This window comes from Neisseria sp. HMSC03D10 (assembly GCF_001807625.1).
Taxonomy (GTDB): domain Bacteria; phylum Pseudomonadota; class Gammaproteobacteria; order Burkholderiales; family Neisseriaceae; genus Neisseria; species Neisseria mucosa.
The window spans coordinates 25,763-36,950 of the sequence record NZ_KV789524.1 but is presented as its reverse complement, the minus strand read 5'-3'; the positions used below and the strand labels follow the sequence as shown (position 1 = coordinate 36,950).

16 protein-coding genes are annotated in these 11,188 nt (G+C 53.3%); 2 read left to right on the top strand and 14 right to left on the bottom strand.

The window, feature by feature from the left end; translation table 11 throughout:
- Window positions 1–49: 49 nt before the first annotated feature.
- The 13 genes from HMPREF3066_RS04880 to HMPREF3066_RS04820 form a co-directional block, all read right to left on the bottom strand.
- Window positions 50–721, bottom strand: a complete 672-nt coding sequence (locus HMPREF3066_RS04880) for a phage virion morphogenesis family protein (RefSeq protein ID WP_070440817.1) — start codon at window positions 719–721, stop codon at window positions 50–52.
- Entirely contained in the window at window positions 718–1,161 is a 444-nt protein-coding gene (locus HMPREF3066_RS04875) for a phage tail protein (protein ID WP_070440814.1), read from the bottom strand. The genes HMPREF3066_RS04880 and HMPREF3066_RS04875 overlap by 4 nt, the downstream gene beginning before the upstream one ends.
- Entirely contained in the window at window positions 1,133–1,363 is a 231-nt protein-coding gene (locus HMPREF3066_RS04870) for a TraR/DksA C4-type zinc finger protein (protein ID WP_070440810.1), read from the bottom strand. The genes HMPREF3066_RS04875 and HMPREF3066_RS04870 overlap by 29 nt, the downstream gene beginning before the upstream one ends.
- A complete protein-coding gene (gene lysC / locus HMPREF3066_RS04865) occupies window positions 1,360–1,692 on the bottom strand; it encodes an Rz1-like lysis system protein LysC (RefSeq protein WP_070440808.1) in 333 nt (110 codons plus the stop codon). Before lysC ends, HMPREF3066_RS04870 begins: the two co-directional genes overlap by 4 nt.
- A gap of 45 nt (window positions 1,693–1,737) precedes the next feature.
- Window positions 1,738–2,046, bottom strand: a complete 309-nt coding sequence (locus HMPREF3066_RS04860) for a hypothetical protein (RefSeq protein WP_070440805.1) — start codon at window positions 2,044–2,046, stop codon at window positions 1,738–1,740.
- Window positions 2,047–2,056: 10 nt separating this feature from the next.
- On the bottom strand, window positions 2,057–2,548 hold the full coding sequence (locus tag HMPREF3066_RS04855) for a M15 family metallopeptidase (protein ID WP_070440802.1): 492 nt from the start codon (window positions 2,546–2,548) through the stop codon (window positions 2,057–2,059).
- Between the two features lie 13 nt (window positions 2,549–2,561).
- On the bottom strand, window positions 2,562–2,852 hold the full coding sequence (locus tag HMPREF3066_RS04850; RefSeq protein ID WP_070440799.1) for a phage holin family protein: 291 nt from the start codon (window positions 2,850–2,852) through the stop codon (window positions 2,562–2,564).
- Window positions 2,849–3,250 carry a putative holin gene (locus tag HMPREF3066_RS04845; RefSeq protein ID WP_070440796.1) on the bottom strand — a complete coding sequence of 134 codons (402 nt, stop codon included), beginning with the start codon at window positions 3,248–3,250 and terminating at the stop codon, window positions 2,849–2,851. Before HMPREF3066_RS04845 ends, HMPREF3066_RS04850 begins: the two co-directional genes overlap by 4 nt.
- A complete protein-coding gene (locus HMPREF3066_RS04840) occupies window positions 3,241–3,459 on the bottom strand; it encodes a tail protein X (RefSeq protein WP_070440794.1) in 219 nt (72 codons plus the stop codon). The genes HMPREF3066_RS04845 and HMPREF3066_RS04840 overlap by 10 nt, the downstream gene beginning before the upstream one ends.
- A 12-nt stretch (window positions 3,460–3,471) precedes the next feature.
- Window positions 3,472–3,948, bottom strand: coding sequence for a head completion/stabilization protein (locus HMPREF3066_RS04835; protein WP_070440791.1), 477 nt, complete (start codon window positions 3,946–3,948; stop codon window positions 3,472–3,474).
- Between the two features lie 104 nt (window positions 3,949–4,052).
- Window positions 4,053–4,709 carry a phage terminase small subunit gene (gpM, locus tag HMPREF3066_RS04830; protein ID WP_070440788.1) on the bottom strand — a complete coding sequence of 219 codons (657 nt, stop codon included), beginning with the start codon at window positions 4,707–4,709 and terminating at the stop codon, window positions 4,053–4,055.
- 47 nt (window positions 4,710–4,756) lie between these two features.
- Window positions 4,757–5,785 carry a P2 family phage major capsid protein gene (locus tag HMPREF3066_RS04825; protein ID WP_070440785.1) on the bottom strand — a complete coding sequence of 343 codons (1,029 nt, stop codon included), beginning with the start codon at window positions 5,783–5,785 and terminating at the stop codon, window positions 4,757–4,759.
- A 46-nt stretch (window positions 5,786–5,831) separates the two neighbouring features.
- Window positions 5,832–6,695 carry a GPO family capsid scaffolding protein gene (locus HMPREF3066_RS04820; protein WP_070440782.1) on the bottom strand — a complete coding sequence of 288 codons (864 nt, stop codon included), beginning with the start codon at window positions 6,693–6,695 and terminating at the stop codon, window positions 5,832–5,834.
- 124 nt (window positions 6,696–6,819) lie between these two features.
- Between HMPREF3066_RS04820 and HMPREF3066_RS04815 the strand changes: the two genes are divergently transcribed.
- Together HMPREF3066_RS04815 and HMPREF3066_RS04810 are read left to right on the top strand one after the other, a co-directional pair.
- Window positions 6,820–8,667: a terminase large subunit domain-containing protein gene (locus tag HMPREF3066_RS04815; RefSeq protein ID WP_321178908.1), complete on the top strand. Its 1,848-nt coding sequence runs from the start codon at window positions 6,820–6,822 to the stop codon at window positions 8,665–8,667.
- Between the two features lie 15 nt (window positions 8,668–8,682).
- Complete coding sequence (locus HMPREF3066_RS04810) at window positions 8,683–9,690, top strand: phage portal protein (RefSeq protein ID WP_070440779.1); 1,008 nt, start codon at window positions 8,683–8,685, stop codon at window positions 9,688–9,690.
- Between the two features lie 247 nt (window positions 9,691–9,937).
- On the opposite strand, the gene HMPREF3066_RS04805 is transcribed toward HMPREF3066_RS04810, so the two are convergent.
- Complete coding sequence (locus HMPREF3066_RS04805; RefSeq protein WP_070440776.1) at window positions 9,938–11,164, bottom strand: tyrosine-type recombinase/integrase; 1,227 nt, start codon at window positions 11,162–11,164, stop codon at window positions 9,938–9,940.
- Between the last annotated feature and the right edge of the window lie 24 nt (window positions 11,165–11,188).

Sequence of the window (11,188 nt, the reverse complement as noted above, 5' to 3'; positions counted from 1 at the left end):
GGGATGTGTCCAACTTTTGGGGTGCAGTTCAGGGTTCAGACGGCCTTTTTTATTCGTGGGCGGCCATGTGGCTGATGACAAGTTGCTCAATGGTGTCTAGGTCGTCGTCATTAAAACCTAAGAGATGACGCTCGGGGCGGCCGTCGTCGCCGTATTGGTGGGCGGCGGCGATGTAGGCTGTCAGGCCGCTGACGAATTTGATGGCGACGCCCATGCTGTCGATTTGTGAGCGCAGGTATTTGGCGCGGTGGATTTTTGTGAACATGCGCGTTTTGAGCCGCTCTTTGGTGGGCTTGCCGTCTAAGACGCGTATGTAGTCGCGGTTGAATTTTGACACGCCGCGCGTTTCCAGTTCGTAGCCCCACTCGTACTGCGGATCGTAGGCGGCTGTATTGGCGCGCGATTTCTTGGCGGCGCTGGCGGCGGTCTTGATGTTTTTAAATTGGCGGATGCGCCCGGCGTGTTTGCCGGAGAGATAGATGAAACGCTGGCCGACTTTGAGACGCTCGCCGTCTTTGAGCTTGCGCCCTTCTTCGCCGTGTCCGGCGCGTGGCGTCATGGCGTTGCCTTCAGGCTCAATGTTGGCGCGGATGCGCTGGCGGTTGGCTTTTAAAACGACTTTGCCAATATCACTTTTCAGTCGGCGCAGCTCTGCCGGGGAGAGTTTGGCAATGTATTCGTCGATGTTCTTGATGTAGAGATTTAAGGCGTCTGCGGTCATTTTCTGTCTGTCCCGATTCCCAGTGCGGTCATCAGGTCGGAATGGTTGGCATTGCGCGGATGGCCAATGACGATGTTGCCCTGGTCGTCGGTCAGCACGGTGGTGCGCTCGGTCAGGTTTAACTCAATCAAAATGTCGCAGGTGTTGTTGCTCAACAGCTCGACCTCGAAGCTGTAATCTGTCGGCGTGGTTGCGCCCGGGCCGATGATTTGTGGGTTTTCCTCTTGCAGCCAGGCGATGACGACGGCGTTTAAGACGTCGATGTTGCCGGTAAAGTCGGTAATCATGACGCTTAGTCGATATTTGGTCTCATGGCTCAATGTGCTTTTCGAGGCGACGATTTGGCCGTTGGTCACAAACATCGTCAGCTTGTCGGGATTTTGGCGCAGCTCGGGCAGGTGCTTTTGGATTTCAGCGCGCAGTAAAGCTGGTTTTTCCATATTTTTCCTGTTCGCGTTGGCAGTCGATACAGAGGCGGCAGCCGGGGACGGCTTGGCGGCGTGCTTCGGGGATTGGTTCGCCGCATTCTTCGCACTCAAATGCTGATGGGTAGTTTTGCTCGGCGCGGTCGGCTTGGCGTGCGAGGGCGTGGGCGCGTTGCATTTCTTCCAGCTCGCAGGCGCGGTCGATGTAGTCGGTCATTTCTCGGTCTCCGCGTCGGGGTTGAGGCAGGCGGCTAATGTGTCGCGGTAGAGGCGGCACTGGCTGAAAGCGGTCTTGTAAGCGGAAATGGTGTAAACCAAGTCGGCATTGGTTTTTATTTCGGTCGGCGGATTGACGGTACATTTCGGCACGGGTGGGCAGGTGTCGGCGGCTTGGATGGTCAGCGGCTCTTTGGCGGCGCAGGCGGTCAGGGAAAAGCCAATGGCGGCGGCGAGTAAGATGGTGATGATCGTTTTCATGGCTTTGCTTTCTAAGATAGCGCAGGCGGTCAGGGCGGAGGCGAGCAAGATGGTGATGATCGTTTTCATGGCTTTGCTTTCTAAGATAGGGCGTGTCCGAACACGCCCTTTTTTTTATTTGATGGTTTTGGCTAGGTCTTCGGGGACTGCCTGATTTGCCCAATCGTGATTTTTTTGGATGGCCGTCTGAATCTGCTGATTGTGGCCGGCGGCTTCGGCGGTCAGTCGGTCGAGCTGCTCTTGCAGGGTGCGGCTGCGCTGGTGGTAGAGATTCAGGGCGGCTTCTTTTTTCTTGATGGTCTCGGCCTGCGTTTTGATTTCTTGCTCTTTTGCTTTGATGGTGCGGTTGGCTTTGAGCAGGCCGTTCATCAATAGGGCGCTGGCGAGAAAGAGAGCGATGCAAAATGAAATGACGGTTTTCATGGGTCGTCCTTTAGGCAAGCTCGAAATGTGGGCCATCGATAAACGCGCGTTTACCGGCAGCGCGGCGTTCGGCGACGTAGTCGGCGACAAGTTGGGTTGTCGGCTTTGTGGTGTCGTTGAGGGTTGCCCAGCAGCCGCCCCAACGGACGCGGATGTTTAATTCTTTGGCGGCGGCGCGCATGGCTTCGGCGATGGGGTAAAAGTTTTCCCACGCCCATGAAATCTCTTTTGTGCCGTTGCCGTCGAAGTCGCCCCACGGGATGAGGTCGGAGGCGTGGCCGTAGCCGTCGGCTTGTTTCAGGTGTTTGCTGTTGAGGGTGCGGCTTGCACCGGCGGCGACGAGTCGCTTTTGTCGTTCGAGTGTGCGCAGTCCTTCGTTGACGCTGAAATCTTGGTTTGTCAGCTCGATGGCGCGTTTGATGACTTTGACGAGGTCGGGATGGACGCCGTTTAATTTTGTCAGGCTGGTTTTGCCCAGGGTGTAGGTTGGCTTGTCGGTCATTTGTGAGGCTTTCTTAGGGGTTGGTCTGATGTTTGGTCGAGGTCGGCAATAGGCTGTTGACGTTGCCGCCATGCCAAATTAATGCTCCGGTATGCAGGGCTAATCCGAAAATCAGCCCCCACACGGCGGAGGAGTAGAGTTTGAATATCACGGCAATCATGAGGCCGATCATCCAGGCAAATTTCAGCCAGGCAATGAAACTGATGAGGGGCTTATGGGTGCGGCCGCGTGTATCGAAAAACAGGATGCGCCATGCTCCAGCAGCCGTCAGGGAGATGATGGCGGCAGCTTGCAGTGGGGTCATTCGCTCTCTCCTTTCTTTTGGTTGGGTTGGCTTTTAATCTCGGCCTTGCTGACAAAGTCGATCAGGCGGTTGACGATGACGACGACGAGGGCGGAAAACAGGGCGGCGCCGAGAAACTCGTTAAATTTCAGCGGCTGGGCATCGGGGCGGATGATGCTTAATACCCAGTTGAAAATCCCTGCGGCGGTCTCTCCGCCAAAGATGCCGCTGAAAAAGGAAACGGCGAAGAGCCAAGCCTTGGTCAGTGGGCTGTGTTGGTTTTGGCTTAAAATAAACAGGCTGGCGCCGACTGCCGCGCCGAAGGCAACAGAGGCGGCCATGTGATAACTGCCGATGACGATGACGGCCGCGTTGATGGCGGTGGTGGTTTTGGTTTCGTTCACGTTTTCTAATCCCATAGATTGATAGTTTTGATTGTTTTGTTTTGTTCGATTTTGGGCATGACGAGGGTCAGCCCGGCAGGCAGTTGGACGGCTTGGCGGCTTAGTTTTGGATTGGCGGCGAGGATTTGCTCAACCATTCCGCTTGATTTGCCGTAATACTCGTAGGCTAGGCGGCTGATGGTGTCGCCGTCGCGCGTGATGATAGTGTTGTTTTGTGTGTGCATTTCAGACGGCCTTTAAATCAGCTCGCAGTCAATACGCGGCTTTTTGAGCAGCTCGGCAATGGCGTGATGGCCTTCGCGGCGGTAGTCTTCGGCGGTCTCTTGTTTGGCGTCGCTGCGCGCGGCGGTTTTGCCGGTGCTGTCGTAGTCGTTGTAAATCTCTAGGAGCAGGGCTTTGGTGTAGCTGTACACGGCGCGGCGGTAACGGATGTTGGCGAGCGGCTCGCCGTTGATTCGGCGTGGGTCGGTTTGGCTGATGTGTTGAGCCAATGGGACGATGGCGATGATGTCTTTGAGCTGGTCGTTGACGTAGGCGACGGCGTTGACGGCGGTCTCGAAGAGGCGGTCTGGCGTGATGGTGGTGTCGATGCGCATGTCGCGACGCAGCTCGTCTAGGTCGATGACCGGCCAAAATTCGCCGCTGTCGATGTGTTGTTTGTCGATGGTTTGTGTGTTGGCTGGGGCGGCGGTATTAAAGTTAAATCCGGTCATTTCAGACGGCCTTTTTTATTGGGGGTATGGCAGGGGCGGCGGCGCAGGCTGTAAGGGATTGGGCTTGCAGACAGGCCGCCGTCTGCCATACGGCGGGGGAGCTTTTATTTTTCGAGCTGTTTTTTCAGGGCGTCGATGCGTTTTTTGACGCCGCTTCGCGCGTTGTAGGCGTAGGCTTGCTCGTAGAGGGCGAGGGCGTGTTCGTCTTCGCCTTGCTCTTCGGCGCGCTCGCCTGCGGCTTTGAGCAATTTGGCGCGGATTTGGTCGGGCATGTTGTTGATGTGCAGGCCGTTGTCTGATTTGGCTGTGACCCAGTCAATCAGGGTTTGCAGGTTGGGCAGGCTGATGTCGCTGCCTGCGCTGATTTGCTCGGCCATTTGCTCGATGATGATTTCGGGCATGGTGCGGCTGTATTCGTCGGTCGAGGCCATTTGTGTCTCGATGGCGAGTTGAGCCAACGGCATGGCTTGGTCGAGCGCGCCGGTGTCAATCATCCAAACCAAGAGCGTCGGGGTCACTTGGTCGTCATCGGCTGCGCGCCCGGTATCGATGACGCCTTGAATCCAGTCGGAATAATTCGGAATCATGGCGGCTTTTGCTTTGATTTTGTCTTGGATTGAGGCGATGTTTTTTAAAATCGCTTTGTCGTCTTTGAGGCTTTTGTAGAGGCGCTGATAGACAGACAGGGCGTTGATGTCGATGTTGTCTGTTGCGGCGGCGGCTGCAATGTTTTGGTCAAAGTGTTGGCGGAGCAGTGTCATTTCAGACGGCCTTTCTTTTTGTATTCGGGGGCTTGCGCCCCCTGTTTTTATTTGGTGTAGGTCAGGTTTTCAATCAAAACCGCCGCGCCATATTCCTCGACGACAAAGTCGATGTTTTTGGATTGCAGGCTCTCGAGCTGGTCTTTGCGTGGGTTGTCCACGATTTGGCGACGCTCGCCGCTGATTTGGTAGTAAATCGACAGATTCGACAACGGGGTAATCAGCATGGTGTTTTGCGGCATGTTGGGGACGTACATGACCGGCAAGCCGCCTAATGTGCGCTCTTTGTTCAGACGGCCGCCTGATTCGATTTCGGTGGCTGTGTCGCCTGATTTGTTGACGATGCGCAGATATTTGTCGCCAACGGTGCGGCGGCTGGCCAAGACGACGAAGTCGGAGCGGTCGGCGAAGCGTTCGTCCATCATGACGTTGAGCGCGTCTGTGACGACGGCATCGAGGTTTTTGTAATCGGTTGCGCCCGGGCCGTATGGGACGGACGCGGTCGATGTGCCGGTAGTGCCGATGCAGCGTGATTTGTTCTCTTCGCGCATCTTTTGCAGCCAGCCTTTGGCAACGTCTTGCAGCATTGTGTTGGTGGTGGCGTTGGAATCAGCGGCGCGGCTGGTGCCGTTCATGCCGATGGTTACTAACGACAGGGCGATTGATTCGGCGATTTTTTTGTTGATGTGTTTCGGGAAATCGGTCAGGTGCGCCCATTGGTCGATTTCGTCGTAGCGCAGGGCGGCGTCGAAGTTGGTTTTTTCAAGCGTGTACTTGCGGCCGCTCAAATTGTGAATCGGCTTAGGCTTGCGCTCTTTGTCGGCGGCTGATGTGTCGGTATTGCTGCCGATCAAGCCTGAAGAGAGGCCGATGACTTCGCCGACTTTTTCAGTTTTCGGGCGCAGGTTGATTTTTTGCAGCAGCTCGGTGTTTTGGGCAATCTCGTCGTACATGGTTTGCACGGCGGTCGGGGAAATGGTGTAGCCGTTGCTGACTTGCTCTTTGCTGATGCCTTGGGCGGCGGCAACGTCGGAAATCATCGCGGCGATGGCTAAACTCAATTTAGTCTGATTCATGATGCGCTTTCTGTGGTATTGGGGGATTGGTGGATTTGCGGTTGGCTTACCAAGCGACGCGGTCAGCGGATTGGCTGCCGCTGTGTTCTTGGCGTTCGCCGGTATAGGGCGCGGCTTCGATTTCGGCTTTGAATTTGTCAAACTCGGCGCGCAGGGCGTTATATTCGGTTTGCTGGGCTTCGATTTTTTCGTCCAGTTTTTCCAGTAGTTGGATGGATTTGCTGAAACCGTCCCAGCCTTCTTGCTTGAATTGCTGGCCTTCTTTTGGCTCGCTTGGTTGCTCCGGATTGATGGCCGGGGTTTCGGTCTGCTTCGGTTCTTTTGCGCCGAAGTATTTGGCAAATAGGCGGCTAAAAATGCTTTCGGCGTGTTCTTCGGTCAGCGGTTTGGCTTGGTTTTCGGCTTGGTTGCTGTCTTGCGGCTTGGTCATGGCGATTTCCTGCGTTTCAGTTTGTCGGTAGGCGGTAAAGATTTTTTCTTCGGCTTTGGTCTTGGCGGCGGTGTAGTTTGCGGTCGTGCCAAGACTTGCCGGAGTGTCGGTAATGGCGAGGCCGGTCAGGTAGGCTTTTTTGGTATTGGCAAAGCGCGGTGTAATCTCCATGCTCGTGTAGATTTTTTGGCCGCTGTCCCAAAGTTTTTGGAGGCTCTCGGTAATATTCAGCTTGGCCAGCAGGGCGGTTTTGGTTTCGTCTTTTGCCCACGGCTCGGCTTTAAGTTCGACGACGTCGCCATAGCCGCCGGCGAAATCGGGGAACAGAAAATTCATGTGTTCTAAATTAATGCGCGCGCCGTAGATTTCGGGGTCGTATTGGTCGGCCATTTCTTGCAGCTCTTTGGCTGAAATGGTGCGGCCGTCTGCGGTTTCGCCGCTGACGCCGATGACGCGCCAATCGGTTTTTTTATAAGTCATGGGTGGATGTCTCGCGTGTGGATGGGCATAGTTTGGCAAGCGGTGGACGGTTTTTCTATGCTTTGCGATTTTTGAGGATTTTTTTAAAAGTCGTTTGGGTTTAAGGCGGTCTGAAAATCATTGATTGTTTGGTTTTCAGACTTTTTTATTTTTTGAGATGACAAAAGAATCGTTAATCAAACCAAACGTCGATCCGCGCTTGATGGCGCGTGAGCTTTATTGGCAGGGCTGGCGGATTTCGGAGATTGCCCGACATCTTGGTCTTAAGGCTCCGGCGGTCTATTCCTGGAAGAGCCGCGATAATTGGGACGGCGGCAGCCCGGCAGTGCGCGTGGCTGCGTCGGCGGAGATGAGGCTGCATGTTTTGATTGCACAGCCGAAGAAATCGGACGCCGACTATAAGGAAATGCGGCAGCTCTTTGCGCTGGTATCGGGCGGCAAGAAAGCCGACGCGCGTCAGCCTGATTTAAATGAGGTCGAGCAGGCGGCCGCGCCTGTGGTTTCAGACGGCCTGCCCTGGGATGTGCCGACTATCGACAAGCCGCCGCGTGAGCGTCGGGAGCGTGAGAATGTGCGCTCGGCGACGAAGCCTGCGCCGAATAGTTTCACGGCAGAGCAGGTCTTGCGATTGCAGGAGATTTTCAGGGAACAAATGTTTGAGTATCAGCGGATTTGGTACAACCAAAAGGTACGTTTCCGCAATCTGCTCAAAAGTCGTCAGATCGGGGCGACGTTTTTCTTTGCGCGTGAGGCGTTTGTTGATGCGCTGACGACGGGCAAAAATAAAGTGTTTTTGTCGGCGTCAAAGGCGCAGGCGTTTCAGTTTAAACAATATCAAATCGATATGGCGCAGATGGTGGGCTGCGAATTAAAAGGCGCAGATATTCGTTTGGGCAATGGCGCGGTCTTGTATTTCTTGGGGACTAATTCGCGCACGGCTCAAGGCCGACACGGCGACTTGTATGTTGACGAGTATTTCTGGATTCCCGATTTTAAAGAGTTGACGCGCTTGGCGAAGCCGATGGCGTCTCAAAGTCAGTATCGGATTACTTATTTTTCTACGCCGTCTGCGGTGTCCCATCCGGCTTATTCGTTTTGGACCGGAGAGCAATTTAATGAGGGGCGCGATAAGTCGGAGCATATCAAACTCGATGTCAGCCATGACGCGCTGGTTGACGGCCGCGCCTGCGAAGATGGGCAATGGCGTCAAATTGTGACGCTCGATGATGCGGAGCGTCGCGGCTGTAATTTGTTTGACCGCCAACAGTTGCTGCTTGAAAACTCGCCGGCGGAATTTCGTCAGCTCTTTATGTGTGAGTTTGTGGAGGACGGCGACAATGTCTTTGACTTCACGGCATTGCAACGCTGTGCGGTCGATTCGTGGGACGAGTGGGCGGAATTTTATAAACCGTTCGCGGCGCGGCCTGTTGGGAATTTGCCTGTTTGGTTGGGCTATGACCCGGCTGATTCAGGCGATGCGGCGGCTTTTGTGGCTGTCGTGCCGCCTCGTTTCGATGGCGATAAGTTCCGAATTGTTGAGCGTCAGATGTTGCACGGCAATGATTTCCAAAGCCAGGCGGCATTTATTAAAAAGGCTTTCGAGCGGTACAACGTGCAGAAGGTTGTCATCGATAAAACTGGATTGGGCGCGGCGATCTTCCAGATTGTGCATGGATTCTATCCGCCCGTGGTTGGCGTTCAATACTCCATGCAGGAAAAGTATTTGATGATTAATAAGATGCACGCGCTCATGCGTGAGCGTCGCGTCGAGTGGGAGCTTGATTGGAAAGATTTCACGGCGGCTTTTATGAGTATTCGCACGGCTGTGACCGGCAGCGGCCGCAATGTGACTTATGTCAGCGGTCGGACGAAAGAGTTGAGCCATGCGGATGTCGCGTGGGCGGCGTTGCAGGTGTTCTACCAAGAGCCGCTCGACGGCTCGGCGGCGCGTGGTTCGGTTGATGTTTTTTAATGAGAGGGTTTTATTATGAATAATGAGATTTTAAAAGAGGGTCAGTTTGACTGTGATGTCTTTTCGTTTGAGGACTACCAAGATGTGTACAGTCTTTTCGACTTTATCGGCTGCGTTGACAATGGGAAGTGGTACGATCCGCCTGTCAATTTGTATGATGTTGAGCGGCTGATGACCAAGGGGCTGCACCATGCGTCCGCCTTGCTGGCCAAGCTGAATATTTTGAAAGTCACTTTCAATCCGACGGAGTTTTTGAGCCGCTCTGAATTTGAAAAGCTGGCTTTCAATTATTTGGTTTTGGGTAACGGCTATCTTGAGATGCAGCGCAATCGATTGGGCAAGGTGGTGGGAATGAAAAGCCGCTTGGCTTTGTACATGCGCCGCGCGTCAAACCTGAAAGACTTTGTCTATCTTCGGAATAATTTTTTACAGTTGGGCTATGAAGAAATCAAAGGCAGCGATGTGATTCACATCATGCAGCCGAATCTTAAACAGGAAATCTATGGAGTGCCTTATTATTTGGCGGCGATGGATTCGATTGATTTAAATGCGGCGGCGACTAAGTTCCGCGTCCGCTATTATAAGAATGGTTCGCACGCTGGCTTTATTCTCTACTCGACTGACACTCAAATCGACGAGCAGGGCTGGGATGCGGTCAAGTCGCAGCTCCGTCAGTCAAAAGGCGACGGCAATTTTAAAAATGTTTTGCTGCGCGCGCCGGGCGGAAATCCTGACGGCATTAAACTGATTCCCATCGCGGAGGTCGCAGCGAAGGACGAGTTTCTAAACATCAAAGCCGTGAGCGCGGAAGATATGATGGCGATTCATCGAGTGCCGCCTGCGCTGATGGGTATTGTTCCTAAGTCTGCCGGTGGTCTTGGCGACGCGATGACGGTGGCAAAAGTGTTTGCTACAAACGAGGTCAAGCCGTTGCAGCAAAGTTTCATTGACGTTAATGAGCGGATCGGGCTTAAAGTTTTTGACTTCGATAGCTATCAAGTCGAAGAGCCAATGCCTAAATAAAATCAAACTCAAAAGAAAAGCTGAATCCATTTTTTCGGATTCAGCTTTTTTATTTTCGGAAATTTTGACCGGCCGCGGAGCGGCTCGCCGCGCACTGCCCTCCGCCCCTCCGCATTAAAAAAATCCTCTGCATTTTTATGCAGTCGGTCGGAATACTCAAAGTCTTATATTCAGACGGTCTTTGACATATTTTTTATTACGCGTTTTTTATGCGTTTTTACGCAAAATTCCGCGTTTTCTTTCTAAATTATTCGCTGTCTTTTTGACGGCGGTATTTTTCGCGTAATGCCATCACATCACGGCCAAATAATTCCAACGCTTCGCGGCGTTCCTCTAGCAGTTCGGAGCGGTCGTAGGCTCTCTCCGTCTTGTCTGCGATTCCGTGTGAAAGCAATAATTCCCCGACGTCGCGGCGGATTTTGTGTTTTTCGCGGAGGTACGTTCTGGCAAGACTTCGGAGGCCGTGGGCGGTCGTGTCTAGTTTCATTTTCCGCCGCAGTTTCAGTCGGACGGTTTCACGGTCTAGCGATTTCGTAAAGCCGCTTCCTTCAAATAAATAAATTCCGTTGACGTTGAGCTTGATAGCCTCGTTATAAATTTGCAGCAGGGCCGATGATAATGGCACGATGTGCGGCCGCGTCTTCATTCGCTCAAGTGGGATTTCCCATGTTTTCTGCTCAAGGTCAATTTCTTTGAGTAGCGTCCCTGCTGCTTCAGACGGCCTTGTCATGCTTAGGATCTGCCAATAAATCAGCAGGCGCGCACGTTCGCCAATCCCGTCGGCGGTTTCTAGTTTTTCGATTAATAGCGGCAGCTCATCATATTTTAAAGACTTAAAGTGTCGCTCTTTTGGCTTATCGAAAACCTGCTTTCCGATAACAGTCACGGGGTTGCTTTTCAGCGTCCCGTCGGCGACGTAGTAGTCAAACATTAAATTCAAATTCCCCTTGACGCGCCGCAGATATTCCAACACGCCTCGCGCTTCCATTTTTCGGAGCATTTCGACAATCTCCGCCGTCTCAATTGTGCGGATGTCGCGGCCTTTAAAAACTGGGATCGCGTTCAGTTCGAGCGCAGACAATACAGCTTTTGCATAACGCGGAGCTTTTCCGCTGCCATCTTTGCCGCCCGATCTAGCCCAGCGGTCATACCAAACCGCCAAGCAATTTTCAAAGCGATATTTTGCGGCAACATCATCAGATATGATTTTTGGGTCTTTCCCTTCGCCAATTTTTTTTAATATCTCTTCTCTCCATTGCCTTGCGTCTGCAAGGCCGAATTTAGGGAAGAGTCCCAGCGTCAGCGTGTCGGACTTGCCATCGGTAGGGCGGCGATATTGAAGCCGCCATGACTTCTTGCCCGATGGTAGCACCCAAAGAGCAAGGCCGCCGCCGTCAGGTAGCTTGTACATTTTGTCTTTTGCGCGCGCAGCTTTGACTTGTGCCAGCGTCAATGGGGTTACGATTTTGGGCATTTCTAATCCGATTTTTGTCTGATA